Origin of the sequence: Rhodospirillum centenum SW (genome assembly GCF_000016185.1) — a bacterium.
GTDB classification, from domain to species: domain Bacteria; phylum Pseudomonadota; class Alphaproteobacteria; order Azospirillales; family Azospirillaceae; genus Rhodocista; species Rhodocista centena.
Map to the genome: position 1 here is coordinate 4,259,494 of NC_011420.2, position 26,613 is coordinate 4,286,106.

At 70.4% G+C, this 26,613-nt stretch carries 24 protein-coding genes; 14 read left to right on the plus strand and 10 right to left on the minus strand.

The features are described from left to right. Positions 1–122 precede the first annotated feature (122 nt). Together RC1_RS19330 and RC1_RS19335 are read left to right on the plus strand one after the other, a co-directional pair. Positions 123–2,474 (plus strand): TonB-dependent receptor, encoded by a 2,352-nt coding sequence (locus RC1_RS19330; RefSeq protein ID WP_012569153.1) that lies wholly within the window; start codon positions 123–125, stop codon positions 2,472–2,474. 61 nt (positions 2,475–2,535) lie between these two features. Then, a complete protein-coding gene (locus RC1_RS19335; protein ID WP_012569154.1) occupies positions 2,536–4,593 on the plus strand; it encodes an alkaline phosphatase D family protein in 2,058 nt (685 codons plus the stop codon). Positions 4,594–4,672: 79 nt separating this feature from the next. Here the strand turns inward: RC1_RS19335 and RC1_RS19340 are convergent, their stop codons facing one another. From RC1_RS19340 to RC1_RS19350, 3 genes are all read right to left on the minus strand, one after another. Then, positions 4,673–5,047 (minus strand): hypothetical protein, encoded by a 375-nt coding sequence (locus tag RC1_RS19340; RefSeq protein WP_012569155.1) that lies wholly within the window; start codon positions 5,045–5,047, stop codon positions 4,673–4,675. Between the two features lie 75 nt (positions 5,048–5,122). Next, complete coding sequence (locus tag RC1_RS19345) at positions 5,123–5,602, minus strand: MarR family winged helix-turn-helix transcriptional regulator (protein WP_012569156.1); 480 nt, start codon at positions 5,600–5,602, stop codon at positions 5,123–5,125. Position 5,603: 1 nt separating this feature from the next. Next, on the minus strand, positions 5,604–6,086 hold the full coding sequence (locus RC1_RS19350; protein ID WP_012569157.1) for a glutathione peroxidase: 483 nt from the start codon (positions 6,084–6,086) through the stop codon (positions 5,604–5,606). A gap of 253 nt (positions 6,087–6,339) precedes the next feature. Between RC1_RS19350 and RC1_RS19355 the strand changes: the two genes are divergently transcribed. Together RC1_RS19355 and RC1_RS19360 are read left to right on the plus strand one after the other, a co-directional pair. Then, positions 6,340–6,807, plus strand: a complete 468-nt coding sequence (locus tag RC1_RS19355; RefSeq protein ID WP_012569158.1) for a PaaI family thioesterase — start codon at positions 6,340–6,342, stop codon at positions 6,805–6,807. Positions 6,808–6,867: 60 nt separating this feature from the next. Then, on the plus strand, positions 6,868–7,164 hold the full coding sequence (locus tag RC1_RS19360) for a DUF1330 domain-containing protein (protein WP_012569159.1): 297 nt from the start codon (positions 6,868–6,870) through the stop codon (positions 7,162–7,164). Between the two features lie 26 nt (positions 7,165–7,190). On the opposite strand, the gene RC1_RS19365 is transcribed toward RC1_RS19360, so the two are convergent. Further along, positions 7,191–7,853 carry a TetR/AcrR family transcriptional regulator gene (locus RC1_RS19365; RefSeq protein ID WP_012569160.1) on the minus strand — a complete coding sequence of 221 codons (663 nt, stop codon included), beginning with the start codon at positions 7,851–7,853 and terminating at the stop codon, positions 7,191–7,193. 84 nt (positions 7,854–7,937) lie between these two features. On the opposite strand from RC1_RS19365, the gene RC1_RS19370 reads away from it, so the two are divergent. Genes RC1_RS19370 through RC1_RS19380 form a run of 3 tightly spaced genes read left to right on the plus strand, consistent with a single transcriptional unit; the run spans position 7,938 to position 12,101 of the window. Further along, entirely contained in the window at positions 7,938–9,368 is a 1,431-nt protein-coding gene (locus RC1_RS19370) for an efflux transporter outer membrane subunit (protein ID WP_012569161.1), read from the plus strand. 26 nt (positions 9,369–9,394) lie between these two features. Continuing rightward, positions 9,395–10,567: an HlyD family secretion protein gene (locus RC1_RS19375; protein WP_012569162.1), complete on the plus strand. Its 1,173-nt coding sequence runs from the start codon at positions 9,395–9,397 to the stop codon at positions 10,565–10,567. 10 nt (positions 10,568–10,577) lie between these two features. Further along, positions 10,578–12,101, plus strand: coding sequence for a DHA2 family efflux MFS transporter permease subunit (locus RC1_RS19380; RefSeq protein ID WP_012569163.1), 1,524 nt, complete (start codon positions 10,578–10,580; stop codon positions 12,099–12,101). A 19-nt stretch (positions 12,102–12,120) separates the two neighbouring features. Here RC1_RS19380 and RC1_RS19385 read toward each other — a convergent pair whose 3' ends face one another. From RC1_RS19385 to RC1_RS19405, 5 genes are all read right to left on the minus strand, one after another. Continuing rightward, positions 12,121–13,503 (minus strand): FAD/NAD(P)-binding protein, encoded by a 1,383-nt coding sequence (locus RC1_RS19385; RefSeq protein WP_012569164.1) that lies wholly within the window; start codon positions 13,501–13,503, stop codon positions 12,121–12,123. Between the two features lie 120 nt (positions 13,504–13,623). Then, on the minus strand, positions 13,624–14,625 hold the full coding sequence (locus RC1_RS19390; protein WP_012569165.1) for an alpha/beta hydrolase: 1,002 nt from the start codon (positions 14,623–14,625) through the stop codon (positions 13,624–13,626). A 182-nt stretch (positions 14,626–14,807) separates the two neighbouring features. Continuing rightward, positions 14,808–15,596 carry a response regulator transcription factor gene (locus RC1_RS19395; RefSeq protein WP_012569166.1) on the minus strand — a complete coding sequence of 263 codons (789 nt, stop codon included), beginning with the start codon at positions 15,594–15,596 and terminating at the stop codon, positions 14,808–14,810. A 63-nt stretch (positions 15,597–15,659) separates the two neighbouring features. Next, positions 15,660–16,679 carry an HD domain-containing phosphohydrolase gene (locus RC1_RS20550; RefSeq protein WP_012569167.1) on the minus strand — a complete coding sequence of 340 codons (1,020 nt, stop codon included), beginning with the start codon at positions 16,677–16,679 and terminating at the stop codon, positions 15,660–15,662. Then, complete coding sequence (locus RC1_RS19405; RefSeq protein ID WP_012569168.1) at positions 16,676–17,065, minus strand: response regulator; 390 nt, start codon at positions 17,063–17,065, stop codon at positions 16,676–16,678. Before RC1_RS19405 ends, RC1_RS20550 begins: the two co-directional genes overlap by 4 nt. 176 nt (positions 17,066–17,241) lie before the next feature. Here RC1_RS19405 and RC1_RS19410 point away from each other — a divergent pair, with 176 nt between their 5' ends. The 3 genes from RC1_RS19410 to RC1_RS19420 all read left to right on the plus strand — a co-directional run bounded on the left by RC1_RS19410 (position 17,242) and on the right by RC1_RS19420 (position 21,909). Beyond that, a complete protein-coding gene (locus tag RC1_RS19410) occupies positions 17,242–19,569 on the plus strand; it encodes an ATP-binding protein (protein WP_012569169.1) in 2,328 nt (775 codons plus the stop codon). Between the two features lie 71 nt (positions 19,570–19,640). Next, complete coding sequence (locus RC1_RS19415) at positions 19,641–20,009, plus strand: response regulator (RefSeq protein WP_012569170.1); 369 nt, start codon at positions 19,641–19,643, stop codon at positions 20,007–20,009. 223 nt (positions 20,010–20,232) lie between these two features. Then, on the plus strand, positions 20,233–21,909 hold the full coding sequence (locus RC1_RS19420) for a methyl-accepting chemotaxis protein (protein ID WP_012569171.1): 1,677 nt from the start codon (positions 20,233–20,235) through the stop codon (positions 21,907–21,909). Positions 21,910–21,959: 50 nt separating this feature from the next. On the opposite strand, the gene RC1_RS19425 is transcribed toward RC1_RS19420, so the two are convergent. Next, entirely contained in the window at positions 21,960–22,904 is a 945-nt protein-coding gene (locus RC1_RS19425) for a LysR family transcriptional regulator (RefSeq protein ID WP_012569172.1), read from the minus strand. A 129-nt stretch (positions 22,905–23,033) separates the two neighbouring features. Here RC1_RS19425 and RC1_RS19430 point away from each other — a divergent pair, with 129 nt between their 5' ends. The 4 genes from RC1_RS19430 to cbbX are packed head-to-tail and all read left to right on the plus strand — an operon-like array spanning position 23,034 to position 26,613. Next, positions 23,034–24,497, plus strand: a complete 1,464-nt coding sequence (locus RC1_RS19430) for a form I ribulose bisphosphate carboxylase large subunit (RefSeq protein WP_012569173.1) — start codon at positions 23,034–23,036, stop codon at positions 24,495–24,497. 31 nt (positions 24,498–24,528) lie between these two features. Next, the gene (locus RC1_RS19435; RefSeq protein WP_012569174.1) at positions 24,529–24,969 is read left to right on the plus strand and encodes a ribulose bisphosphate carboxylase small subunit; all 441 of its coding nucleotides are present in this window, start codon (positions 24,529–24,531) and stop codon (positions 24,967–24,969) included. Then, positions 24,959–25,690, plus strand: coding sequence for a ribulose-phosphate 3-epimerase (gene rpe / locus RC1_RS19440; protein WP_012569175.1), 732 nt, complete (start codon positions 24,959–24,961; stop codon positions 25,688–25,690). Before RC1_RS19435 ends, rpe begins: the two co-directional genes overlap by 11 nt. Continuing rightward, positions 25,687–26,613: a CbbX protein gene (gene cbbX / locus RC1_RS19445; protein ID WP_012569176.1), complete on the plus strand. Its 927-nt coding sequence runs from the start codon at positions 25,687–25,689 to the stop codon at positions 26,611–26,613. The genes rpe and cbbX overlap by 4 nt, the downstream gene beginning before the upstream one ends.

Sequence of the window (26,613 nt, forward strand, 5' to 3'; positions counted from 1 at the left end):
GCGAGGAATTGTTGTGATGTTTGTGGCGGCTTAAAGAAAAATTTCATGACTCCAACACGAAAAACATACGTTCGAAGTCTATGCAGGGGCAGTCCCGTCTCCGGCCGCATGAGGGGGTTCCCATGTCCCGTTCCCGTTACCCGGCATCCGTGTCCACCCTGGCGCTGCTGCTGGCGCTGGCAGCACCCGCCGCCGCCCAGCCGACCGCCCCCCAGTCGACAACCTCGGGTCCGACAACCTCAGGGCCGACAACCTCAGGGCCGACATCCTCGGGGCCGGGTGCTGCCGGCGACCGGGAGATCGAGGAGATCGTGGTCACGGCCCAGCTCCGTGCCCAGCCCCTGCAGGACGTGCCGATGCCGATCAACGCCTTCACCGGCAGCTTCCTCAGGGATGTCCGGATCGATGATTTCGAGGGGCTGGCCGATCTGGCCCCGGGCCTGGAGGTGCTGGAGCAGACGGTGCAGAACCCGACCATCGTCGTGCGCGGGGTCAGTTCCGGCGGCAGTGCCGCGAACATCGAGAACCGCATCTCCGTCTTCCAGGACGGCATCTCCATCAGCCGGGCGCAGGGCGCGCTCCAGGAGCTTTTCGATGTCGGCCAGGTGGAGGTGCTGAAGGGGCCCCAGGGCACGCTGTACGGGCGCGGCTCCACCGCCGGCGCCATCGCCGTCGCCTCCGCCCGCCCGGACTTCGACGGGACCTACGGGTCGGTCTCGGCCGGGATCGAGGAGTTCGACGGCTGGACGGGCGGCGCCATGCTCAACGTCCCGGTCAATGACCGGGCGGCGCTCCGGGTGGCCGCGACGCGCCACTACCGCGATGGCTTCATCAAGAATCTTGAGAACGGCGAACCGACCGGCGGTACGGACATGATGGCCGGCCGCATCAGCGGCACGGTGCGCCTCAGCGATGCGGTCGAGGCGACGCTGATCCTCAACGGCCAGCGCGACCGCGGCAATTCCAACGTCTTCAAGGCGGTCACCATCCCGACCCGGGGCGGCGGCTTCAGCGGTTCGGGCGACAACACGCCGTGGAACCGGCTGCCCTTCCGCACCGATCCGTTCGCCCCGATGCAGTCCGACCTGGGCGATGCGTCCTACCTGCGCCGCGACGTGGCGGGGGCGACGCTGCTGGTCGACGCGCAGCTCGGCGACATCACCCTCAGCTCCATCTCCGGTTACCGCTATCTCAAGAGCGACGACTATTTCGACGTCGACGGCTCCTACCTCTACATCGTCAACGGGCTGGAGGACACGGACCTCGACCAGTATTCGACCGAGCTGCGCGCCGCCTATGACGGCGGCGGCCGGCTGACCGGCGTGGCCGGCCTCAGCCTGTTCCGGGAATCCACCGACTACCGCATCGCGCTCGACTACGATCCCAACCGCGTGGCGACGCTGGTGCTCGCCAGCTCGCCCTTCTACCGGCTGCCGGTGGCGGCGAACGGCGCGCTCAACCCCGTCCTGCCGCTGGGCTTCCCCGCGCGGGTCGGGGAGGAGGGCCTGACCGAGAGCGACACGACCAGCTACTCCGTCTATCTCGACGGTTCCTACCGGATCACCGACAGCCTCGGCCTCTCCGCGGGTCTGCGCTACACCTTCGACGACAAGTCGCTGGCGACGACCCGCCCGATCAGCAATCTCGGCCTCTTCATCCCCACCTCCACCGGCGACCGGCGCACCCGCTCCGCCGATTTCGACGCCTTCCAGCCGCGCGTCGTCCTCGATTACCGGATCGACGAGGATGCGAAGGTGTATGCCAGCGTCACCACCGGCTACCGCTCGGGCGTCATCCCCGAGGCCGGGCGGACGAACAGCGATCCGGTCACCGATCCGGAATATGTCATCAGCTACGAGGCCGGGGCCCGCACCACCTGGCTGGACGGCCGCCTGCGCCTCAACGGCTCGCTCTACTATTACGACTGGACGGACTTCCAGACCCAGGTGACGGACCCGGAAACCAACCTTCCCGTCAGCGCCGCGGCGGGGGAGGCCAGCGCGTTCGGCTTCGAGCTGGAGGGGGATTTCGACCTGACGAAGGCCCTGCGCCTGTTCGGCAACCTGAACCTGATGCAGGCCGAATACGACAGCTTCGTCTCCGGCGGCCAGGACTTCACGGGCAACACCATGACCCGCTCGCCGAAGGTCCGGTTCACGCTGGGCGCCCAGGCCGACATCGAGCTTCCCGCCGGCTGGACGCTGACGGCGAACGGCTACGCCAGCTACCGCAGCCGGCAGTACTACTCGGACGAGAACACCGCGCTGGAGAGCCAGGACGCCTTCACCCTGGTCAATGCCAACCTGGTCCTGGCGACGCCGGAGGAGGGCATGACCGTCACGCTCTACGCCGAGAACCTGTTCGACGTGGAGTATCTGGCAGACGTCGGCAACACCGGCCGCTCCTTCGGTATCCCCACCTGGGTGCCGGGCCATCCGCGGGTGATCGGCGTCGAACTCGGCGCCCGGTTCTGACCGCTGTCCGCCGACCTTCCCCGCCCATCCCCTGATCTCCCTTCAGCCGCGGAGCGCCGCCATGCCGCAGACCACCCGCCGCGCCTTCCTCTCGTTCGGGGCCGCCGGCCTCGGCCTCACCCTGGTTTCCTCCCTGTCCCCGCTGGCGCCGCGGGCGTCGGCATCGGGACCCGTGGTCCGCTTCCCCCAGGGCGTCGCCTCGGGCGACCCGACGCCGACCACGGTCGCGCTCTGGACCCGGGCTGAACCGGCCGAGGGTCATCAGGGGCCGGTCGCCCTCCAGGTGGAGGTTGCCCGCGATGCCCGCTTCAAGGACATCGTCCTGCGCGCCGCCACGGAGGCGCGCCCGGAGGCGGACTATACGGTGCGTGTCATCGCCACCGACCTCGCGCCCGACCGGACCTACTTCTACCGCTTCATCGCGGGCGGTACGGTGTCGGAACCGCTCGGCCGGACGCGCACCGCCCCGGCGCCGGACTCCGACCGGCCGGTGCGGATCGCTGCCGTCTCCTGCCAGAACTATGAACAGGGGACCTACGAATCCTGGCGGGTTCTGGTGGAGGAGGACGAGGCCGCCGCGCCCGAGGCGCGGATCGACGTCGTGCTGCACCTGGGCGACTTCATCTACGAAGCGATCGGCTACGGCACGGCGCGCCGGGTGCCGCCGTTCCCGAGCGGCGGGCATGCCTATGACGGGGGCCTGCGCCACCATGCCGTGACGCTGGACGACTACCGCCACCTCTACCGGACCTATCTGTCGGACCCCGACCTGATCGCGGCGCGGGCGCGCTTCCCCTTCGTCTGCACCTGGGACGACCACGAATTCTCCAACGACTGCTGGCAGAGTCAGGCGACCTACGAGATCGGCGGAAGCCCGGCGCAGACCCGCCGGCTGGCCGCCAACCGGGCCTGGTTCGAGTACATTCCGGCCCTGCTGTCGGACGCGCCGGCCGTGCCCGGTGCGGAGCGGCATGCCACCGATTTCGCGCCCGCCACGGTGGCGGACGTCCCGTTCGAGCAGGCGCCGCTGGGCTCGGCGGAGCCCGAGCCGAACAACGCCCGCGCCATCGGCTCGCTGACGATCTACCGTGCCTTCCAGTGGGGCCGGATGCTGGACCTGATCGTCACCGATACCCGCTCCTACCGCTCGGCGCACGCGGTGCCCGATCAGCTCGCCATCGCCTACGGTGCCGTGCCGCGCGGGTTGCAGCCGCTCGGCCTCGTCTCCCTGATGGATGCGGGCCGCACGGCCATGGGCGGGCAGCCACCGGCCGAGCTGCCGCTGCCCGACGGCCGCCGCGTGCCCAACCCCCGCGCCGCGGCGGAGCCGGGCAGCATGCTGGGCACGGTCCAGCGCGACTGGTTCCTCTCCGCACTGAAGACCTCGCGCGCCGTCTGGAAGGTCTGGGGCAACTCCGTGCCGCTGACGCCCCTGCGCTTCGACCTGGACGCGGTGGGGCGCACGCCGGAACCGTTGGCCCTCAGCCTGGACGCCTGGGACGGCTACCCGTCCGAGCGCGACCGTATCCTGGCGCAGCTTGTCGCCGACGGCGTGACGAACGTGGTGTCGCTCACGGGCGACCACCACATGCACTTCGCCGGTCTGGCGCTGGCCGACAACTACCGCGGCGACCCGGTGATGGTGGAATTCGCGGTGGCCGGCATCAGCTCCCAGCCGGCCCAGGTCTCGTTCCACAAGGTGGTGCCGACCGACAGCCCGTTCCGGCCCCTGATCGCCTTCGACCGGCCGGTCGCCTCGCCGGCACCGCGCACGGACGCGTTCAACATGGCCATGATGTACGGCGTCGCCTCGGTGGCGGCGACAGCCGCCGCCGGATCGGAGGAGGCCGGCCTCAAGGTCCGCAATCCCGCGCAGAACCGGCATCTGCGCTTCATCGATTCAGCGGCAAACGGCTTCGCGGTCTTCACCTTCGCGGCCGACGGGGTCGAGGCCCGCTATGTCACGGTGACGCCGGGCGTGCCCTCGCCGGATGCCCGGGTGCGCCGCCGCATGGCCCTGCGGGCGGATGCCTGGCGGCCGGGCGGGATGCCGCAGATCCGGGTCACCGCCCTGGAGGGCGAGGCCCTGTTTCCGGCCTCTGCCTACCGGGACCTCTGAGAGAGCGGGGCGGCGGGAGCGGGCGGCCCGCCGCCCCGCCGTTTCCCGGACCGGGCTGCGCCCGTGCTCCGCTCCTGCCTCAGCCGTTCGCGGCCAGCGGGGCGGCCGTGGTGTCCTTCAGGCGGCGGGCCAGCATCTCCGCCACGCCCATGGCGCCCAGGGCGAGGGCGACGTGGGCCACCTGGATCGGCCAGCGGACCTCTCCCACCGACCAGTGGAGCTGCCCCAGGCCGATCACCGGGACCGCGGCACCGACCGCCAGCGCGACCAGGGCGAGGGTCCGCGCCTTTCCCCAGGCGACCAGGGCCAGGGCCCAGAGGCCCAGCACCATCAGTCCGCCCACGCCCATGTGGGCATGCAGCGGCACGGCCCAGCCCCAGAAGTAGCCCAACCCCAGGACCAGGGCCGCAAGCCCCAGGAGACGGACGCTGAAAAGGGGAATCTTGACGCTCATCGGCATAATCCTCGGTTCGGATCGTCAGGGAAATTCAAAGGGGTGCGCCACCACTAAGCGGGGGATGGCGGGCGATCAAGTCTCCAGGTGCCCCAGCAGCTCGTCGAGAAGCTGCGTCAGTGCCGCGATCTTCTCCGGCGGCACGCCGCTCCGCTTCGCCAGTTCCGCGGGGATGCAGCGGCAGCGGGATTTCAGCCCGACCCCGGTCTCGGTCAGGGCGATCTCCACGACCCGCTCGTCCGCCGCACCGCGGCTGCGCCGGACGAAGCCGAGCTGCTCCAGCCGTTTCAGCAGCGGGGTCAGGGTGTTGCTGTTCAGCCGGGCGCGTGTGCCGATATGGCCCACCGTGCAGGGCGCGTCCTCCCACAGGATCATCAGGACGATGTACTGCGGATAGGTCAGACCCAGCGGTTCCAGGACCGGCTGGTAGAGCCGCGTCACCAGCCGGGAGGCGGCGTAGAGCCGGAAGCAGAGCTGCCGGTCCAGGCGCAGCAGATCATCCTCCCCGGGATGCTCCTCCCCGGGGGGCGGCCCGGCTTCGGCCGTTCCGGCCATGTCACTGTCCCAGGGCGGCGCGGACATGCGCCTCGATGCCCTCCGGCTTCGTCATCGGGGCGAAGCGGCGCAGCGGGCGCCCGTCGCGGCCGATCAGGAACTTCGTGAAGTTCCACCTGATCCCCTGTCCGAACAGGCCGGGCAGCCGGGTGGTCAGCCAGCGGAACACCGGATGCGCCTGCGGGCCGTTCACGTCCACCTTCTCGAACATGGGGAAGCTGACCCCGTAATTGACAAGGCAGCTTCCCTCGATGGTGGCCGCGTCGCCCGGCTCCTGGTTGCCGAACTGGTTGCAGGGGAAGCCCAGCACGACGAAGCCCTGGTCGGCGTATTTCCGGTAGAGCGCCTCCAGCCCCGCATACTGGGGGGTGAAGCCGCACTTGCTGGCGGTGTTCACGACCAGCGCGACCTGGCCCGCGAACCGGGACAGCGGGACATCCTGCCCGCGCAGCGAGCGGGCGTGCAGGGAATGGAATTCGCTCATGGCCGGGTTCCCTTCCGTTTCCGTCGGCCGCATGCAGGGTCGGCGGGGTGGTCAGCATTAATCGCAGGCGATAGAATAGCGCACGATCGATATGTCCGAGGGGCGAGCGGCTGTCAATCCTGTTCCCGACTGTCCGGGCGTTCACCGCCATGCGGACGCCGGGGCCGGCGGGGTGGTGGCGGGGGCTTTCTCCTGCGGCAGGCCGGCGAGGGCGGATGCTAGGATCGGCTCCCACCGTCACGGGACCCCAGGCATGGCTTCAGAGATCCGCGCTTCAGAGATCGGCGCCCCCCTCGACGACCGCACGGTCCGGCGCGTGCAGGACAGTTTCGCCCGGCAGGGGCTGATGGCCCATCTGGGCGCGGTGCTGCACGAGGTACGCAGCGGCCTGGTCGTCGTCCGTCTGCCCTTCCGGCCCGAGCTGACGCAGCAGCACGGCTATTTCCACGCCGGCGCCACCGGCGCCATCGCGGACACCGCCGGCGGCTTCGCGGCCTTCACCCTGTTCCCGGAGGACAGCGCGGTGCTGTCCGTCGAATACAAGATCAACCTGCTGAATCCGGGCCGGGGGGAGTTCCTGGAGGCGGTCGGCCGGGTGGTCAAGAGCGGGCGGACCCTGACCGTCTGCCAGCTGGAGGTCAATGCGCACCACGGCGACAGCGTCAGCCCCGTCGCCGTGGGACAGCAGACCCTGATCTGCCTGCGCGGCCGGCCCGACTGATCGGCCCCGCCGGCCGGTACTCAGAAACCAGAAGACCGGAACGCCCGGGAGGGAGACTTCATGACCGTTTATGCCATCGCCCAGGTCAGCATCCACGACCGTGCCCGCTATGACCGCTACGCCCAGGCCTTCATGCCCGTGCTGATGCAGTATGGCGGCCGGCTGCTCGCGGCCGACGAGGCGCCGGAGACGGTGGAAGGCGACTGGCCGCACCAGAAGGCGGTGCTGCTCGCCTTCCCGGATGCGGCGGCCTTCCATGCCTGGGCCGGGTCGCCGGAATACCGCCGCATCTCCGAGGACAGGCTCGCCGGCAGCCGCGCCACGGTGCTGCTGGTCCGCGGGATCGACGCGGGCTGAGGCAGGCCCTGCGGCCGCGGCGGTTGCTATGCCGTCTCCGGGGCCGCCGTCTCCAGGGCCGCCGTCTCCGGACAGATCAGATAGGCGCGCAGAAAGGTATCCAGCGCCGTCTCCACGTCGGCGTCGATCTCCTCCGCCCGCGGCGGCGTGCCCACGTTCCAGAGGCAGCGCATGTGGCTGCGGGCCTGGCACAGGGAGGTGAGCTGCTGTGCCGCCAGCAGCGGGTCCGCCTTCCGCAGCTGACCGCGCTCCATCGCGCTGTGGAGATATTCCGACAGGCGCTGGCCGGTCTCCTTGGGGCCGTGTTCGAAGAAGATGCGGCCGACCTCCGGGAAGCGTTCGACTTCCGAGATGACCAGCCGGTTCAGGCGCAGGATGTCCGGCGACAGCAGCTTGCGCAGGAAGGCACGGCAGAAGCGGCGCAGCGAATCGACCAGCGGGCCGTCCTGGTCCAGCGCCTCCAGCACGCCCATGCGGAACCGGCCGGTCTCCCCCTCCAGCACGGCGGCGAACAGGTCCTCCTTGGACGGGAAACACGACCAGAGGGTCGTCTTCGATCCGCCCAGGCTGGCCGCGATCGAGGACATCGAGGTGCCGGCGTAGCCATGCTCGAAGAAGGAGGTCCGGGCGATTTCAAGGATCGCCTCCCGGCGGTGGCGCCGCCGGGCTTCATGGGTGCTCTGCGTCATGAGCGTACTATACAGTATCGTTCCTGATTGACAAGGAAGGGTGGGCGGCGCAATGGTGCAACGTACCAAGCAGTACGGTTCCCCATGCGCCCTTTCCCCCTCCGCGCCGCGCCCCTGTGGCTGCCGGCTCTGTGCTCTTTCGCGCTCGCCGGATGCGCGGCCGTGCCCGATCTCGGCGCGCCGCCCGCCCCGCGTGACGCCGCCACGCTGGACAGCGCGCGCAGTCTGTCCGCCCCCGCGGCGGACTGGCCCGGCCGCGTCTGGTGGGCGCAGTACGGCGACCCGCAGCTCTCCCGGCTGATGGAGGAGGCGGTTGCCGCCGCCCCCGATCTGGCCGCCGCCGCGGCCCGGCTCCGCTCAGCCGAGGCGCTGGCGGAGCAGGCGGGTGCGGCCCTGCTGCCCTCCGCCACGGCGGATGCCAGTGTCAGCGAGGCGAAGCAGAGCTACAACACCGGCGCTCCGCCGCAGGCCATTCCGCGCGGCTGGAACGACAGTGGCAAGGCCGGGCTCAGCGTCGGCATCGACCTGGACTTCTGGGGTCGCAACCGGGCCGCGCTGGCGGCCGCCACCTCGGAGGCCGAGGCCGCGCGCGTCGAGCTGGAGGCCGCCCGCCTCGCCCTGACGACGGAGATCGCCGCCGCCTATGCCGATCTGGCGCAGCTCCATGCCGACCGCGACGTGGCCGCGTCCGCGGTGCGCATCCGCAGCGACAGCCTGCGGCTGGTCGAGGACCGGCTGAGCAACGGGCTGGAGAACCGGGCCGCCGCCCGGCAGGCCGCGTCCGCGGTGCCCGCCGCGCGGGCCGAGCTGGCCGCCATCGACGAATCCATCGCCCTGACCCGCAACCGGATCGCCGCCCTGCTGGGGGCCGGGCCCGACCGCGGCCTCGCCATCGAGCGACCGGAGATCGCCCGGCTGCACGCCGTCGGGCTGCCGGGCCGCCTGCCACTGGATCTGGTCGGGCGCCGGCCGGACATCGTGGCGGCCCGGCTGCGGGCCGAGGCCGCGGCCTCGCGCATCGCGGTCGCGCGCGCCGCCTTCTATCCGGACGTCAACCTGACCGCCCTGATCGGCGTGCAGTCGCTCGGGCTCTCCAACCTGACGGAGAGCGGCTCCTCCTACGGCAGCGTCGGCCCGGCGCTGAGCCTGCCGGTGTTCGAGGGCGGCCGGCTCAGCGGCGGCTACCGGCAGGCACGGGCGGGCTACGACGCGGCCGTGGCGGAGTACGATGCCACCCTGACCCGGGCCCTGCGCGAGGTGGCGGACGCCGCCACCAGCCAGACCGCCCTGGCGACGCGGCTGCGCGAGGCCCGCGCCGCCCTTGAGGAGTCCGAGGCCGCCTACGCCATCGCCCGGCAGCGGTACGAAGGCGGGCTTTCCACCTATCTCGACGTGCTTTCCACCGAAGAAGGGCTGATCAGCCGGCGCCGTCTCGTCGCCGACCTGGAGGCCCGTGCCTTCACGCTCGACGTGGCGCTGGTGCGCGCACTCGGCGGCGGCTTCTCCCCGAGCTGAGCGACCTTCCGCAGGACGACCCGATCATGACGAACGCCCAACCCCTCCGCCCCGTGCCGGTCGAGCCGCCGCGGTCCGCACCCGACCGCCATCTTCTGCGCAGGCGCCTTCTCGCCGGCATCGCCGCCATCGTGCTGGCCGCTGCCGTCGGCTATGGCGGCTGGTACATGCTGGTCGGCGCCACCCATGTCAGCACCGACAACGCCTATGTCGGCGCGGATTCGGCCCAGATCACGCCCCTGATCAGCGCCCCGGTGAAGGCCGTCCCTGTCAGCGACACCCAGCGCGTGGTCCGCGGCGACGTGCTGGTGGAACTGGACGATGCCGACACCCGGATCGCCCTGGCCCGGGCCGAGGCCGAGTGGCAGCAGGCCCGCCGGCAGTTCGAGCGCACCGTCGCCACCAGCGCCGCCCTGGCCGGGCAGGTGGCCGCCCGCGAGGCGGAGATCGAACGCGCCCGCGCCCAGCTCGTCGTGGCACAGGCGAACTTCGACAAGGCGAAGATCGACCTGGAGCGGCGGCGCAACCTTGCGAAGGGCGGCGCCGTGTCGGCGGAGGAGCTGACGACGGCGACGAACGCCTTCACCGCGGCACAGGCGAACCTGACCCTGGCGCGGGCCGGCGTGACCCAGGCGGAGGCGGCTCTTGCCGCCGCGAAGGGGGAACTGTCCGCCAACGAGGCCCTGGTCGCCGGGTCCACGGTGGACACCGATCCGGCCGTGGCGGCGGCCCGGGCGCGGCTTGACCAGGCCCGCCTGGACCAGGAGCGCACCCTGATCCGCGCGCCGGTGGACGGCATCGTCACCCGTCGGCAGGTGCAGGTCGGCCAGCGCGTGGCGGCCGGCGCGCCGGTCATGACGATCGTGCCCGTGGACCAGCTCTATGTGGACGCCAACTTCAAGGAAGGCCAGCTCACGAAGGTCCGGGTCGGCCAGAAGGTGACGCTCGTCTCCGACCTCTACGGCCCGGACGTGGTCTATCACGGGCGCGTCACCGGGCTTGCCGGCGGCACCGGCGCCGCCTTCGCCCTGATCCCGGCGCAGAACGCGACGGGCAACTGGATCAAGGTGGTGCAGCGCCTGCCGGTGCGCGTCACCCTGGATCCTGACGAGCTGAAGGCGCACCCGCTGCGCGTCGGCCTGTCGATGGATGCCGAGATCGACCTCTCGGACGCCGACTCCCTTTCGGACGCGGACTGAGGCTCCCGTCATGGCCAGCGACAGCGCCGTCCCGATGAGCGGTCCCCGGCTCCTGTTCGCCGGGATGATCCTCGCCGTCAGCAATTTCATGGTGGTGCTGGACACCACCATCGCCAACGTGTCGGTGCCCCACATCGCCGGCAGCCTGGGCATCTCCTCCAGCCAGGGGACCTGGGTCATCACCTCCTACGCCGTGGCCGAGGCGATCACGGTGCCGCTGACCGGGTGGCTGGCGCAGCGGTTCGGCGCGGTGCGCAGCTTCGTGATGGCGATGATCGGCTTCGCCGCCTTCTCGATGCTCTGCGGCCTTGCCGACAGCCTCGGGATGCTGGTGCTGTTCCGCGTCGGCCAGGGGCTCTGCGGCGGGCCGCTGATGCCCCTGTCGCAGACGCTCCTGCTGCGCATCTTCCCGCGGGAGAAGCATGCCGCCGCCATGGGCCTGTGGGCCATGACCACGGTGGTGGCGCCCATCGCCGGGCCGATCCTGGGCGGCGTCATCAGCGACAACTGGTCGTGGCCGTGGGTGTTCTTCATCAACCTGCCGATCGCCGCGGTCTGCGTCGTCGCCGGGATCGGGCTGCTGCGGCCGGCGGAGACACCGACCGAGAATCGCGGCATCGACAAGGTCGGGCTGGCGCTGCTGGTCCTCTCGGTCGGTGCCTTGCAGATCATGCTCGACATCGGCCGCGAGCACGACTGGTTCGCCTCCACCGAGGTGGTGGTGCTCGCCGTCGTGGCCGCCATCGGCTTCGCCGTCTTCATCGCCTGGGAGCTGACGGAGGAGCATCCGGCCGTCGATCTCCGGATCATGCGCCACCGCGGTTTCGCGGTGGCGGTGACGGCGCTGTCGCTGGCCTTCGGCGCCTTCTTCGCCACCGTCGTCATCATCCCGCAGTGGCTCCAGGGCTATCTCGGCTACACGGCGACGGACGCCGGCCATGTCACCGCCTTCACCGGCGTGCTGGCCGTGATCATGTCGCCCATCGTGGCGCAGCTCACGACACGGGTCGATCCGCGCGCCCTGATCTGCTTCGGCATCTTCTGGCTGGGCTGCACCTCGCTGCTGCGCGCTTTCTGGAACACCGGGGCGGACTTCTGGACGCTGGCCCTGCCGCAGCTCATGCAGGGCTTCGGCATGCCCTTCTTCTTCGTGCCGCTGACGACGCTCGCCCTGGGGGCGGTGCTGCCGCAGGAGATGGCCTCGGCCGCCGGCCTGATGAACTTCCTGCGCACCATGGCCGGCGCCGTCGGCACCTCCATCGCCACGACCGCCTGGGACGACCAGGCACGGGTCGCCCGTTCCGATCTGGTGGGGGTGCTGAACCAGCCCGACCAGGCGATGCAGACCCTGCAGGGGGCCGGCTTCACGCTGGAGCAGGCGCGCGGTCAGATCGAGCGGCTGGTGCAGCAGGAGAGCGTGACGCTCTCCACCAACGACATCTTCCTGTCGGCTGCCATGCTGTTCGCCTTCTCGGCCCTGGTGATCTGGCTGGCGCCGCGCCCGCGCAAGGTGCAGGCCGGGCCGGCGCACTGAGCGGGTCCGCCCGTTCCCGTCAGCCGAGGTCGCGGATGATGGTCCGCGCCACCCGCGCCGCCTGCACCCGGATGTCGGGAATGGCCGTCGTCTCCCAGAAGGCGCCGCGGGTCGGCGGACCCACGGCGTAGAAGCGACCGGCCACCCCGTCCGCCCCGACCAGCCGCCCGTCCGCATCGATGTCCAGGCCCAGGGTCAGCGGATCGGCCCGGGCCAGCCCCTGGTCCAGCAGATCGCGGATGATCGGCGGGCCACTGTGCGACAGGTCGCCGCCGGGGCCGGTGCAGTTGATCACCCGCGCCACCCGTGCGCAGTGCAGGCCGTCGCCGCCGCGGGGTTGCCAGTAGGCGGCGACCGTGCGGCCGGAGCCGTCCGTCTCCAGCACGAAGGAGCGCAGCCGGCCGGCCACCACCCGCAGCTTGCCCCGGTCGCAGAGGGACAGGATGCGGTCGGCCACCTGCGGGGCCAGCCGGTGCCGGTGGATGTCCCACCAGGGCCGCAGGTGACGCAGGAAGCGCCGTTTCGTCTCCAGGTCCATCGCCTGCCAGAATCCGGTGGTGACCGGCCGCAGTGCGTCGATCACGCTGCGCCAGTCGCCGCCGCGGCCGAAGGCGTCCTTGGGGCCGCGGGCCAGCCGCCGCACCAGATGCAGCGCCTCGGACAGCCGCGCCGGCAGCGGTGGCAGCGGGCCGGGCGGGATCGGCGGCGGCGGGGCGTGCCGGTGCGGCAGCAGCCCCCGGCGGGACAGGGCGATGCGGGTGCCGTGGTGGCCCTGCTTCTCCAGGGACAGCACGACGTCCACCATGGTCAGGCCGGTGCCCAGCAGCAGCACCGGATCGTCCGGGCGGAACCGCTCCAGCGCCCCGGCCCGCCAGGGGTCCGCCACATAGAGATCGGAGGCGTAGAGCCCGCTGTCGGATACCGTCGGGGCCTCCGGCCGGGGATTGCCGGTGGCGATCACCAGGGCGTCGATGCGGAAGTCCCGGCCCATGCCCAGTCGCAGACGGGGCCGGCTGCCCGGCTCGACCCCCACCGCCTCGTCGTTCACCAGCATCAGCCGGCCGACGGCGCTGGCGGTGGTCGCCGCCTCGCGCAGCAGGGACTGCAGATAGGCGCCGTAGACGCCGCGCGGCACGAAATCGCCGGGGCCTACCGGCCCCGGTCCCTTCTCCGCCATCCAGGCCAGGAAATGGCCGGGCCGGTCGGGAAAGGCGCTCATGTTGCCGGCGCGGACGTTCAGCAGATGCTCGGGGTTGCCCGTGGAATAGGCGGTCCCCGGGCCGAACCCCTCCCGCCGCTCGATCAGGAACAGGCGGGGGCCGTCGGGCTCCGACAGCAGATGCAGGGCCGTCAGGGCGCCGCTCGCCCCGGCGCCCACGATGGCGACCGTCGGCCGGACCATGCTCAGCGGGCCGGACAGGGGGGACGGGAACGCTCCATTCCATTCACCATGGCCGGCCTCCTGTGATGGCAACGGATTCCAGGGCGGACCTGCCGGGGGCCGGACCTGCGGGCGGACGGGTCAGATGCCGGCGCCGTCGGTCAGCCCGTAGATATCGAAGGACGCCAGCCCGCGCGCGATCTCCGCGATCGCCTGATTGGCGGCGGCCAGGGCGCCGCCCATGGTGATGAAACCGTGGACCATGTCGCGGTGGCAGGAATGCAGGACCGGCACGCCGCTCTCCGCCAGCCGTCCGGCGAAGGCCCGCCCCTCGTCCAGCAGCGGGTCGAACCCGGCCGTGACCAGCACGGTCGGCGGCAGGCCGGACAGATCCTGCGCCCGCAGCGGCGACACACGCCAGTCGAGCGCGCTCGTCCCCTGGCCCAGATAGTTGCCGACGTACCAGAGATACTGCGCGCGGGTCAGCAGGTAGCCGTCCTCGCGCAGCCGGTGCGAGGGATGGTAGGCGACCAGATCCAGGCAGGGATAGATCAGGACCTGGCATTTCAGGTGCGGGCCGCCCGCGTCGCGTGCCTTCAGGGCCAGAACGGCCGCCAGATTGCCGCCAGCACTGTCGCCGGCGACGCCGATCGCCAGCGGGTCGATCGCCAGCAGCCGGGCATTCTCCACCAGCCAGGACAGGGCGGCCCAGGCATCCTCCAGCGGTCCCGGGAAGGGGTGCTCGGGGGCCAGCCGGTAATCCACGGCGACGATGGTGTGGCCGGTCGCCCGGGCGATCTGGCGGCACAGCGTGTCGTGGCTCTCCAGATCGCCGAAGGTCCAGCCGCCGCCGTGCAGATAGAGCAGGGCCGGCTGCGGCTTCCAGGTGAAGGAGGGACGGTAGAGGCGGAGCCGGAGCGGTCCGCCCGGCCCCCGGATCTCCTCGTCGCGCACCGAGGCGAGGTCCGGCGGCTCCGGCCCCAGGGACCGGCGCAGTGCCGAGAAATGGCGCCGGCTGGCGGTCAGATCGCCGGCCGGCGGGGGACTGTCGGCGAGCAGCCGCACAACCCGCGCGACAGCTTCCGGCAGGTCCGGGGCCACGAAGGTGGCGGGGGACGACGACGGGTGCAGCGACGTGGCCATGCTCGGTCCCTTCCTGCGGACTGGCGCCCCTGTCCCCGTCCGCCGGACGGCGATGGCGGGCGCTGGCAGCACCGATGCTGGTCACGAATTCCTATCGTGTCAATGGGATTTAAGGTTCGCGTATATACAGCAGATTGTTGTATTTTTATCCTCCCCGTCACTCGCACCGCCGCGGTTTCCACTCAGGCGCGGGTGACGCGGGCGGCGAACAGGTAGCCGGCGTTGCGGACGGTGCGGATCACGGGCGGGGCGTCGGGGTCGCGCTGGATCTTGCGCCGCAGCCGCGCGATCTGGACATCGACGCTGCGGTCGAAGGCCGGCGTGTTGTGGCCGTGGGTGACGTCCAGCAACTGGTCCCGGCTCAGCACCCGCCCGGCCCGCTCCACCAGCGCCAGCAGCAGGGTGAACTCGCCCGTCGTCAGATCCTCGTGTCCGCCGTCCGGACGGATCAGCATGTGGCCACGGCTGTCCAGCGTCCAGCCCTCGAAGCGGTAGACGGGGCCGCCGCCGTCGGGGCCGACGGGGGCCGTTGCCGGCGTGTTCTCCGGGAGTGGCGGGGCTGGGGCCGCCGGCGCAGGCGGGGCGGGCCGGTCGGGTCCGGCCGGTTCCAGCCGGCGCAGCACGCTTTTCACCCGGGCCAGCAGCTCGCGCGGTTCGAAGGGCTTCGGGACATAGTCGTCCGCCCCCACCTCCAGGCCGATGATCCGCTCCATCGGGTCGGAGCGGCCGCTCAGGATGATGACCCCGCAGCGCAGGCGCTGGCGCAGTTCCCGCACCACGGCCAGCCCGTCCATGTCGGGCAGGCCCAGATCGACGATCGCCAGATCGGGCCGGGTGTCCGCCACAACCTCCATCGCCCGGCTGCCGGACGGAGCCTCCTCGACCGTGAAACCGGCGCCGGACAGCACCCGGATCACCAGGGCCCGGATGGCATCATCGTCCTCGACCAGCAGAATGCGTGCGATCGACATTCCCGCACCCCAATCCATCGGGGCAGAGAGTAGCCGCACCGCCGGGACGCATCCAGAGGTACTTCAGCGCGGCACGGCTGCCACCTGGGGCAGGCATCTCTCGAACGCCTCCAGAACCGCCGGGTCGAAGTGCGCCGGTACGGTGCGCGCGTCGCCCACGGTGATGGCGCGCACCGCCTCCTCGTGGGTCAGGGCCGCCTTGTAGGGCCGCGGCGAGCGCAGCGCGTCGTAGGTGTCGGCCAGGGCCACGATGCGCGCCGGCAGCGGGATCGCGTGGCCGGCGAGCGGCGCATAACCGCTGCCGTCGAAGCGGTCGTGGTGGTGCAGGGCGATCTGCGCCGCCAGCGTCGCCAGCGGGTGCGCTTCCGAGGCCAGGATGGCGTGCCCGATCACGGTATGCCGGCGGATCAGCGCGACCTCGCCGGGGTCCAGCGGGCCGGGCTTGCCCAGGATGGCATCGGGCACGCCGATCTTGCCGATGTCGTGCAGGGGGGCAGCGCGGCGGATGTCCTCCACCAGCGCCGGCGGCAGGCCCATGGCCGCCGCGATCAGCCCGGCATGGACGGCGACACGGCGGCAGTGGGCGCCGGTCTCGTGGTCCTTCCAGTCCAGCGCCCGCAGCATCCAGCCGATCCCGGCCGAGACCCAGGGGGCGGGCGGCTCCTCCACCGGCCCCGCCCGGGGCGTGCGGCGCAGGTCGGCGTCGATCCGCTGCGCCAGCTCGGCCAGGGAGAAGGGCTTCGGAATGGTCCCGGCGATCGCCAGTTCCGCTACGAGGCCGCGGTCCACCAGTCCGGGCGCGCCGGACATCAGATAGTAGCTGGCGGCGGTGCCCAGCCCCTGGCTGCGCGCCATGCTGACGAAGCCCGGCCCGTCCAGTCCCGGCATCAGCACGTCGGCCAGCACGCCGCGCACGTCCGGGCGGCGGGCCAGCAGCGACAGTCCGGCGAAGCCGTCCGCGGCCGTCAGCACGGAGAAGCCGGCCCGCGACAGCCCGCGGGACAGCAGGGTGCGGACCTCCGCATCGTCGTCCACCACCACCAGGGTCACAGGCTCCTGCGGAGCGGTCGCGGTCATGCTCATGGCTGGCCTCCTGGGGTCCGCGGCTCCAGGGCCGCGGCAAGGGTGTGGAGAAACTCGTTCCGGTCGAAAGGCCTGGTCAGCACGCCGGCCGCCCCCAGCAGGGTGGCGATGCGGCCGTAGTCGAGGGCGCTGCCGTCGCCGCCCTGGCCCAGGATGATGACGGGCATGCCGGTCAGGTGCGGATTGACCCGGCGCAGCAGCCCCAGCCCGCAGTCGCCCTTCAGGAACAGGTCGGCCACGACCAGATCCACCGGCGTCTCCGCCAGAAGCTGGATGGCATCGTGGCCGTCATCGACGGCCACCACCCGCCAGCCGCTGCCTTCCAGCCACCGGCTCACCAGATCGCGGATCTGGCTGTCGTCCTCGGCAATCAGCGCGGTGCCCATCGTCGTCCCCGGTGCTTGGAATGGGTCCAGAGTGCCCGGCGCGCATGTCGCCCCGATGGACGGCGGGTGTCGCAATGTGTCGGTGTGTGTCCCGGGCGCACGGCGCGCGTGTGGGTTGTTGCCCGGCGCGCGCGCGTGCTACGCTCCGGTCCGGTTACGCACAGAGCCCGGATGCCATGTCGGCCATCCCGTCCAGCCCGACCGGCCTCGAAGAGGTCCGCCTGTCATCGGCGGCCCTGGCCCGGCGCCTGACCCTGCTCTACGTGCCGGCGCTGGTCCTGCTGGCCCTGCTGGCCTCCACCAAGTTCATCACCACCAGTCTGGTGGTCGAGGCGCAGGAGGTCTTCGCGGAGGTGATCAACAGCGCCGGGCGTCAGCGCATGAAGAGCCAGCGTCTGCTGGTCCTGGTCCACGACTATCTGGATGCGCGGGACGAGGCGACCCGCAGCGACCGGCGGGCCGCCGTCGAGGACCTGATCGACCGCATGCTGGCCGCCCATGACCGGCTGCTGGGGCTGTCGCTGCCGCTGGCTCCGTTGGTCGAGCCGAGCACGGATCTGCAGAGGCTGTACCGGCAGCCGCCGCACGCCCTGGACCTCCGTCTGCACGGTTATATCGACAGGGCCAGGGCGCTGCTGGATCTTCCGGCCGGGTCCGTGGGGCCCGACGATCCGGCCTGGGAGGATTTGCGACAGACCGGCACGGGACCGCTGCTGGAGGCGCTGGAGGCAGCCGTTCAGTTCTATGAGGACGAGGCGGAGCGCAATCTGGCCGTGGTGCGGCAGGTCGAACTGGCGGTCTGGCTCGTGACTCTGCTGCTGCTGCTGGTCCTGGCCGTGGCCGTCTTCCGTCCGATGGTCGGTCTCGTGCGCCGCAACACCGCCGCGTCGGAGCAGGTGGAGACACGGCTGCTGTCGGAATCCGCCCGCCAGTCGCAGGACATCGCCGACGAGAAGTCGCGCAATGCCGCCATCCTGGATACCGTGCCGGACGCGATCCTGACCCTGGACCAGGAGGGACGGATCACGTCGGCGAACCGCGCCACCGAGACCATGTTCGGCTGGGATGCGGCTGCCCTGGACGGTCAGCCCTTCTCCGTTCTGATCGCCGGTGGACTGGCGGAGGATGCCGGGGAGGCGGGGCGCCCGCCCGATGATCTGCTGCGGTCGGGCGGCGGTGTCCGCCGGCTGCCGCGCGAACTGGAGGGCCGCCGTCGCAACGGCACCCCGTTCCCGGTCGATCTGACCGTCACCGCGGCCCGGCTGGGCGGCCGTTCCGTCCATATCGCCATGCTGCGCGACCTGACCCTGCGCCGGGCCGGGGAGGAGCGCGAGGCGGCCCTGCGCGGGCAGTTGCAGCAGGCCGACAAGCTGCGCACGGTCGGCACGCTGGCCGGCGGCATCGCACACGACTTCAACAACGTGCTCACGCCCATCCTGGGCTATGCCGACCTGCTGCTGTCCAGCCTGCCGGAGGGCTCGCAGGACCACGAGGATGTGGAGGTGATCCACCGGGCGGCCCGGCGGGCGCGCGACATCGTCGCCCAGATGCTGGCCTTCAGCCGCCCCGGGAGCGAAGCGCTGGGTCCCGTGCCGGTGGCCGATGCGGTGGCGGAGAGCGTGAAGCTCCTGCGCTCCAGCCTGCCCCCGACCGTCCGGCTGACGGTCGGGCCTGTGCCGCCGGGGCTGCGGATCCGGGGCGATGCCGGTCGCCTGCAACAGGTGCTGGTCAACCTGATCAAGAACGCCGGTGACGCTTTGCAGGAGGAGGGCGGGCGCATCGCCGTGGATGTCGGCATCGTCCTCCGACCGGACGCCACGGCAGAGGGCGGGGAGGCCGGGATGCGTCGCTGTGCGGCGATCACGGTGACCGACGACGGCCCCGGCATGCCCGACTCCGTATGCAGCCGCGTCTTCGAGCCGTTCTTCACGACCAAGCCGGCGGGCCGCGGCACCGGCCTCGGCCTCTCGGTGGCCTACGGAATCATCTCCGCCTGGGGCGGCGACATCGCGGTGCGCTCGGCCCCGGGAGAGGGCACGACCTTCACCATCCACCTGCCCCTGGCCGGGGATGACGGGACCGCCAGCGTGGCGGGGGAGGAAAGCGTGACCCCCGCCTTCCGCGGCGCCGCCCTGGTGGTGGATGACGATCCCGATGTGCGGATCGTCGCCTGCCGCCTGCTGCGTCGGCTGGGGCTGGAGGTCGCGGCCGCGGCGGACATCGGTGAGGCGCTGGCGGACCTGGAGCGCCGGGGCCTGCCGCCCGACCTGCTGCTGACCGATCACTCGATGCCCGGCGGGTCCGTGCGGCAGTTGATCGCCGCAGCCCGCGCTGCCGGCGTTCCCCGTGTCATCCAGATGAGCGGCTTCGAGCTGGGGGTCGAGGCCGGGCAGATCGGGGCGGACGTCTTCGTGCGCAAGCCGCTGGCCCTGGCCAGTCTGGCGGACGCGCTCATCCGCGCCGGGGTGCTGCCGCAGGAAACAATCCGACACAATCCGACATGAGCCGTCCATCCCGGCGACACCGGGATCGTGCATGATGGAGCCTGCGCTGCCGCATCAGGAAAGCCATCTCCATGCCAGCCGCCCTCGTGGTGGACGACGATCCCGATATCCGCCGGCTGCTCCGGCGGCTTCTGCATCAGCGCGGCTGGTCCGTCCGGGAAGCCGCCAGCGGCGGCGAAGGGGTGGCCGCCGTGCGTGACAGCCGGCCCGACCTTCTGTTCACCGACATCTTCATGTCCGGTGGCACCGGCATCGATCTGCTGCACGCTCTCGCCCCGCACCGTGCAGGGCTGACGGTCGTCGTGATGAGCGGGGACAGCCACCATGACGGGATCGACCAGTTCCAGCTCGCCCTCAGCCTGGGCGCCAGCGCCACCCTGCCCAAGCCGTTCGACGCCGCCATGATCGACGCCATCCTCCAGGCGCATCTCCCTCGGTAGGAAACCCCGCATCCGTCTGATGACGGTGAAGGGGTGGCATAAAAAAACCCTGTCCGATCCATGTCCTCCGCGTCCAGATGCCAATGGCCCTGATGCATTGCCGGACATCAGAAAGAGAAGGCCGGTTAATGTGGCAGTAACTCTTGTGGTTATGCCCTTGCGCGACCTGGAGCCGTAAAATCCGACACAGATCGGGGCTCGTCAAAAATTCTGGGGTGGGCCGATGAAAAACCTCAAGATTTCCGTGAAAATCATGGGCGTTGTCGCGCTCATGCTTCTGATCTGTGTGATAATTTCTGCATTCTCTGGTATGAAACTGCGCTCGATTGATGCGCGCTATGCCAGCCTTATTGCCAGCGAGGTAGAGGCCGCGACCTGGGGGCCCCGTCTGACGGTCACGACCATGCGGGTCGGGCGCAACATGTACAAGGCCATCGCCGTGACCGACAAGGGCGAGCGGGCGAAGGTCGCGCAGTCGACGAAGGAGCTGGGCGAGGCCTTCGCCCAGCGGGTGGCGACGCTGGTCACCATCATGCCGTCGCTGGCGGGGGAGGCGGCCGACCTGCAACGTCTGTTCGACGGCATGATGGGCCATGTTCCGGCCATCCATGCGGCGCTGGACCGGGGCGATGTGGCCGCCGCCAACAGGCTGATGGCCGAGACATTCGATCCCGCCCTCGACAGGGTGCGGGATGCGACCATCGCCCTGACCGATGATCTGAAGCGCCGGATGGCCGAGGCCTCCGCAGCGGCGACCCAGGGGTCCTGGGCGGCAATCCGGCTGCTGGCCGTGATCACGCTTGCCGGGGTCGTGGCCGCGGCGGTGGCGGCCCAGATCATCTCCCGGCGCGGCATTGCCGGCCCTCTTCTGGGCCTTGCCGCCGCCATGCGCGATCTGGCCGCCGGCAATCTCGACCGGACCGTGGACGGCAGCGACCGCGGCGACGAGGTCGGGATGATGGCCAAGGCGCTGGAGGTGTTCAAGCAGGGGGCGCTCGAACAGCGCCGGCTGGAGGCCGCGCAGCGGCAGGAACAGGCGGCCAGACAGGCCCGGGCCGCCGAGATCGAGCGTCTGGTCCGGCAGTTCGACCAGGCCGTGGGCGGCGTTCTCGACCGCGTCGGCGGTTCCGCAACGGATCTCAGCCGCACGGCCGACGGCATGGCCACACTGGCGGACCAGACCAACCAGCAGGCCGGTGCTTCCGCTGCGGCGGCCGAGCAGACCTCGGCCAACGTGCAGACCGTCGCCTCCGCGGCGGAGGAGATGACGGCCTCCATCCAGGAGATCAGCCGCCAGATGGCCCGCTCCAACAGCGTCGCCGCGCAGGCGGCGGAGGAGGCGGAGCAGACCATGGCCACGGTCCAGAATCTGGCCGAGGCGGCGGCCCGCATCGGCGACGTGGTCCGGTTGATCCAGGACATCGCCAGCCAGACCAACCTGCTGGCGTTGAACGCCACGATCGAGGCAGCGCGGGCCGGCGATGCCGGCAAGGGCTTCGCCATCGTGGCCAGCGAGGTGAAGGCCCTGGCCAACCAGACGGCCAGCGCGACCGAGGACATCTCAGCCCAGATCTCCAGCGTGCAGAGCGCGACCGACGGTACGGTCGCCGCCATCGGACGGATCGGGGCGACGATCACCAGCATGAACCAGATCGCCTCTTCCATCGCCTCGGCCATCGAGGAACAGAACGCCACCACGTCCGAGATCACCCGCAACGTGCAGCAGGCGGCCCAGGGCACCCAGGAGGTCACGGAGAACATCGTGCAGGTGAAGGAGGCCGCGGTGCAGACGGGGGCTGCGGCCGGCCGCTTCCTCACCGCGTCCCATGATCTGTCCCGCGACGCCGAGGCCCTGCGCCGTCAGGTCGCCGACTTCCTGACGGCGATCCGGGCGGCATAGGGCGGCACAGGGGAGGGGACGCGCAGGGGGGAGGGCTGGCCGCCCCGCGCTCACCCCGTCGGCAGACGGCCGGTGTGCCGGCGGGCCAGGTCGTCGATGATGGCCTGGCCGCGTTCCTGCATGAACTGGCGGAACTGGCTGTGGACCGGCAGCAGCGGCAGGCTGCGGCGGTGGACCACGTACCATGCGCGCATCAGCGGCAGCCCCTCGATGTCCAGCTCGCGCAGCAGGCCGATGGCCAGCTCAAGCTGGATGGTGTGGCGCGAGATCAGGGCGATGCCGATGCCGGCCATCACCGCCTGCTTGATCATCTCGTTGCTGCTGGTGGTCATGGCGATCCGCGGGGTCAGACCCTGGCTGCGGAAGAAACCGTCCATCAGCGCCCGGGTGCCCGATCCCTCCTCGCGCACGATGAACCGCTCGTTCTCCAGGTCGTGCAGCCGCAGCCGCCCGCCCCGGGTCAGCGGATGGCTGGGGGCGGCGATGATGGTCGAGGGGTGGTTGGCGAAGGCCACCGACTCGACCACCTCGGCCGAGGGCCGGCCCATGATGGCGATGTCCACATCGCCCTTGATGACGGCCGCATGGATCTTGCGGCGGTTGCCATCCTGCAGGGTGATGGTCACCCCCGGCCGCTCCGCCTGGAAGCGGGACAGCAGGTGCGGCACAATGTACTTGGCCGTGCTGACCAGCCCCAGCGTCACACTGCCGCCGGTGCTGCCGCGCAGCGCTTCCATCTGCTGGTCGGCGTCGTTCAGTTCCTTCAGGATCACGGTGGCATGGTCCAGCAATGCGGCCCCGGCATCGGTCAGCACCACGCTGCGGCCGACCCGCTCGAACAGCGGGAATCCGCACAGCCCCTCTATCTGCTTGATCTGGAAGGAGATCGCGCCCGGCGTCAGGCGGAACTGCTCGGCCACCCGGGCGAACGACAGGGTGCGCGCGGCCGCCGCGAAGATCTGGAGCTGCCGGATCGTGGCGTTGCGGATGGACATGGCCGGCTCGGAAATCGTTTAGGGATCCCTCAACGATACCGCCAGTCCATTTGAATTGTCCTCGATAAAATCCCCAGCTAGGGTGCGGCCATCGAGGAAATGCCTCAGCAACCAATAGGGGTAGTCGCCATGGATACCCGTGTTTCCGGTGATCAGCTGGACGCAAAGGCCCGCTACAAGCCGGGTGTGTTGAAGTACCGGCAGATGGGGTACTGGGTCCCCGACTACGAGCCTAAGGACACGGACGTCCTCGCCGTCTTCCGCATCACGCCGCAGGACGGTGTGGATGCCGAGGAAGCCGCGGCTGCCGTCGCCGGCGAGTCTTCCACCGCCACCTGGACGGTGGTCTGGACCGATCGGCTGACCAACTGCGACCACTACCGGGCCAAGGCCTACCGCGTCGATCCCGTCCCGGGCTCGCCGGGCCAGTATTTCGCGTACATCGCCTATGACCTCGACCTGTTCGAGGAAGGCTCGATCGCCAACCTGACCGCCTCGATCATCGGCAACGTCTTCGGCTTCAAGCCGCTCAAGGCCCTGCGCCTGGAGGACATGCGCATCCCCGTCGCCTACCTGAAGACCTTCCAGGGTCCGGCGACCGGCATCGTGGTGGAGCGCGAGCGCCTGAACGTCTATGGCCGCCCGCTGCTGGGCGCCACCATGAAGCCGAAGCTGGGCCTCTCGGGCCGCAACTACGGCCGTGTCGTCTATGAGGCCCTGAAAGGCGGTCTCGACTTCACGAAGGACGACGAGAACATCAACTCGCAGCCCTTCATGCACTGGCGCGACCGCTTCCTCTACTGCATGGAAGGTGTCAACCGCGCCATGGCGGAGACGGGGGAGGTGAAGGGCACCTACCTGAACGTCACCGCCGCCACCATGGAGGACATGTACGAGCGCGCCGAGTTCGCCAAGGAGCTGGGCAGCGTCATCATCATGATCGATCTGGTGATCGGCTACACCGCCATCCAGTCCATGGCGAAGTGGGCCCGCAAGAACGACATGATCCTGCACCTGCACCGGGCGGGCCACTCGACCTACACCCGGCAGAAGTCGCACGGCGTGTCGTTCCGCGTCATCGCCAAGTGGATGCGCATGGCCGGTGTCGACCACATCCATGCCGGCACCGTCGTCGGCAAGCTGGAGGGCGACCCCAACGTCATCCGCGGTGTCTACGATACCTGCCGCGAGACGCATGTGCCGCAGAATCTCCAGCACGGCATCTTCTTCGACCAGCCCTGGGCCAGCCTGAAGAAGCTGATGCCGGTGGCCTCGGGCGGCATCCATGCCGGCCAGATGCACCAGCTCCTGACCTATCTGGGCGAGGACGTGGTGCTGCAGTTCGGCGGCGGCACGATCGGCCATCCGGAGGGCATCCAGGCCGGCGCGACGGCCAACCGCGTGGCACTGGAGGCGATGGTGAAGGCCCGCAACGAGGGCCGCGACATCTGGAACGAGGGGCCGCAGATCCTCCAGGACGCCGCCCGCTGGTGCGGCCCGCTGCGCGCCGCGCTGGAGACGTGGAAGGACGTCACCTTCGACTACGCCTCCACCGACAGCGTCGATTTCGTTCCCACCCCCACGCCCGCCTGATCGCGGCGGATTGCAGAAGAGGACCAGACCCATGCGGTTGACCCAAGGCCAATTCTCCTTCCTGCCGGACCTGACCGACGCGGAGATCTCCAAGCAGGTGCAGTACGCCCTTGAGCAGGGCTGGGCGGTGGCGGTCGAGTACACGGACGATCCGCACCCGCGCAACTACTACTGGCACATGTGGGGCACGCCCATGTTCGACCTCCGCGACGCCAAGGGTGTCGTGATGGAGATCGACGCCTGCCGCAAGGCGCACCCGGACATGTATGTCAAGGTGCTGGCCTTCGACAGCTCGGAAGGGTTCGAGTCCGTGCGCATGTCGTTCATCGTCAACCGTCCCGCCGAGGAGCCCGGCTTCGAGCTGGTGCGCGACGAGGGCGCGGGCCGGCAGGTCCACTACACGATCCGCAGCTACGCCACGTCCAGCCCCGCGGGGCGGCGTTATCAGGCGGGGACGGGAAATGGCCGATAGGCCCCCGCGGCGTCATCGTCTCGCCCCCTCCATCCTCTCGGCCGACTTCGCGCGGCTGGGGGAGGAGGTGCAGCGGGTCGTGGAGGCCGGGTGCGACGTCATCCATTTTGACGTGATGGACAACCATTACGTGCCCAACCTCACGATCGGCCCGCTGGTCTGCGAGGCGATCCGGCCCTGCACCAAGGCGCCCATCGACGTGCACCTGATGGTGCGCCCGGTGGACGCCCTGGTCCCCATGTTCGCCAAGGCCGGCGCCGACATCATCAGCTTCCATCCGGAAGCATCCGATCATGTGGACCGCACCCTGGCGCTGATCCGCGACCAGGGTTGCCGCGCCGGGTTGGTTCTCAACCCGGCGACGCCGCTCCATCATCTCGACCATGTGATGGACCGGCTGGACCTGATCCTGGTGATGTCGGTCAATCCCGGCTTCGGCGGGCAGTCCTTCATTCCGTCGGCGCTCGACAAGATCGCCGCCATCCGCCGCCGCATCGACGCCCACACCGAACGCACGGGGGCGGAGATCTGGCTGGAGGTGGATGGCGGCATCAAGCCGTCCAACATCCGCGCGGTGGCGGATGCCGGGGCGGATACCTTCGTCGCCGGGTCCGCCATCTTCGGCGCCCGCGATGCCGACGGCGGCTACCATGAGGTGGTGCGCGCCCTGCGCGCCGCGCTGGAGGAGGCGCCGGCCAGCACCGGCGGGAGGTCGGCATGAGCACGCCCATGGACGGTCCCGCGGCGGCGGCGGGCGGTGCGGCGGCGTCAGACACGCCCCGGACGGTGGATCTGGACTCCCTGTACCGCGACTCCGGCATCGGCACGATGCTGGAACAGATGGACCGCGAGCTGGTCGGCCTGAAGCCGGTGAAGACCCGCATCCGCGAGATCGCGGCCCTGCTGCTGGTGGAGCGGGCGCGCCGCTCCCTCGGCATGCAGGCGGACCCGCCGCCGCTGCACATGTGCTTCACCGGCAATCCCGGCACCGGCAAGACCACCGTGGCCCGGCGGATGGCCGGCATCCTGCACGGGCTGGGCTACATCCGGCGCGACCATGTCGTCAGCGTCACGCGCGACGATCTGGTCGGCCAGTACATCGGCCACACCGCGCCCAAGACCAAGGACGTGCTGAAGCGCGCCATGGGTGGTGTGCTGTTCATCGACGAGGCCTACTACCTGTACCGCCCGGAGAACGAGCGCGACTACGGGCAGGAAGCCATCGAGATCCTGTTGCAGGTGATGGAGGACAACCGGGACGATCTGGTCGTCATCCTGGCCGGCTACAAGGACCGGATGGACACCTTCTTCAAGTCCAACCCCGGCATGGCCTCGCGCATCGCCCATCATGTGGACTTCCCGGACTATGAGCCGGAAGAGCTGATGCAGATCGCGCGGCTGATGATGGACGGGATGAACTACCGCTTCTCGCCGGATGCGGAGTCGGCGATGCGGGATTACATCACGCGCCGGATGGCACAACCGCGTTTCTCCAATGCGCGCTCCATCCGGAACGCGCTGGACCGTGCCCGTCTGCGTCAGGCAAACCGGCTGTTCGAGGCGCGCGGAGCGCCGCTTGACCTGGAAGCCCTGCAGACGATCACGGGAGAGGACATCCGCAAGAGCCGGGTTTTCGCGCAATAG

Coding starts and splice junctions, on each gene's coding strand:
- RC1_RS19330 (WP_012569153.1), top strand. CDS start 123: ATGTCCCGTTCCCGTTACCCGGCATCCGTGTCCACCCTGGCGCTGCTG.
- RC1_RS19335 (WP_012569154.1), top strand. CDS start 2,536: ATGCCGCAGACCACCCGCCGCGCCTTCCTCTCGTTCGGGGCCGCCGGC.
- RC1_RS19340 (WP_012569155.1), bottom strand. CDS start 5,047: ATGAGCGTCAAGATTCCCCTTTTCAGCGTCCGTCTCCTGGGGCTTGCG.
- RC1_RS19345 (WP_012569156.1), bottom strand. CDS start 5,602: ATGGCCGGAACGGCCGAAGCCGGGCCGCCCCCCGGGGAGGAGCATCCC.
- RC1_RS19350 (WP_012569157.1), bottom strand. CDS start 6,086: ATGAGCGAATTCCATTCCCTGCACGCCCGCTCGCTGCGCGGGCAGGAT.
- RC1_RS19355 (WP_012569158.1), top strand. CDS start 6,340: ATGGCTTCAGAGATCCGCGCTTCAGAGATCGGCGCCCCCCTCGACGAC.
- RC1_RS19360 (WP_012569159.1), top strand. CDS start 6,868: ATGACCGTTTATGCCATCGCCCAGGTCAGCATCCACGACCGTGCCCGC.
- RC1_RS19365 (WP_012569160.1), bottom strand. CDS start 7,853: ATGACGCAGAGCACCCATGAAGCCCGGCGGCGCCACCGCCGGGAGGCG.
- RC1_RS19370 (WP_012569161.1), top strand. CDS start 7,938: ATGCGCCCTTTCCCCCTCCGCGCCGCGCCCCTGTGGCTGCCGGCTCTG.
- RC1_RS19375 (WP_012569162.1), top strand. CDS start 9,395: ATGACGAACGCCCAACCCCTCCGCCCCGTGCCGGTCGAGCCGCCGCGG.
- RC1_RS19380 (WP_012569163.1), top strand. CDS start 10,578: ATGGCCAGCGACAGCGCCGTCCCGATGAGCGGTCCCCGGCTCCTGTTC.
- RC1_RS19385 (WP_012569164.1), bottom strand. CDS start 13,503: ATGGTCCGGCCGACGGTCGCCATCGTGGGCGCCGGGGCGAGCGGCGCC.
- RC1_RS19390 (WP_012569165.1), bottom strand. CDS start 14,625: ATGGCCACGTCGCTGCACCCGTCGTCGTCCCCCGCCACCTTCGTGGCC.
- RC1_RS19395 (WP_012569166.1), bottom strand. CDS start 15,596: ATGTCGATCGCACGCATTCTGCTGGTCGAGGACGATGATGCCATCCGG.
- RC1_RS20550 (WP_012569167.1), bottom strand. CDS start 16,679: ATGAGCATGACCGCGACCGCTCCGCAGGAGCCTGTGACCCTGGTGGTG.
- RC1_RS19405 (WP_012569168.1), bottom strand. CDS start 17,065: ATGGGCACCGCGCTGATTGCCGAGGACGACAGCCAGATCCGCGATCTG.
- RC1_RS19410 (WP_012569169.1), top strand. CDS start 17,242: ATGTCGGCCATCCCGTCCAGCCCGACCGGCCTCGAAGAGGTCCGCCTG.
- RC1_RS19415 (WP_012569170.1), top strand. CDS start 19,641: ATGCCAGCCGCCCTCGTGGTGGACGACGATCCCGATATCCGCCGGCTG.
- RC1_RS19420 (WP_012569171.1), top strand. CDS start 20,233: ATGAAAAACCTCAAGATTTCCGTGAAAATCATGGGCGTTGTCGCGCTC.
- RC1_RS19425 (WP_012569172.1), bottom strand. CDS start 22,904: ATGTCCATCCGCAACGCCACGATCCGGCAGCTCCAGATCTTCGCGGCG.
- RC1_RS19430 (WP_012569173.1), top strand. CDS start 23,034: ATGGATACCCGTGTTTCCGGTGATCAGCTGGACGCAAAGGCCCGCTAC.
- RC1_RS19435 (WP_012569174.1), top strand. CDS start 24,529: ATGCGGTTGACCCAAGGCCAATTCTCCTTCCTGCCGGACCTGACCGAC.
- rpe (WP_012569175.1), top strand. CDS start 24,959: ATGGCCGATAGGCCCCCGCGGCGTCATCGTCTCGCCCCCTCCATCCTC.
- cbbX (WP_012569176.1), top strand. CDS start 25,687: ATGAGCACGCCCATGGACGGTCCCGCGGCGGCGGCGGGCGGTGCGGCG.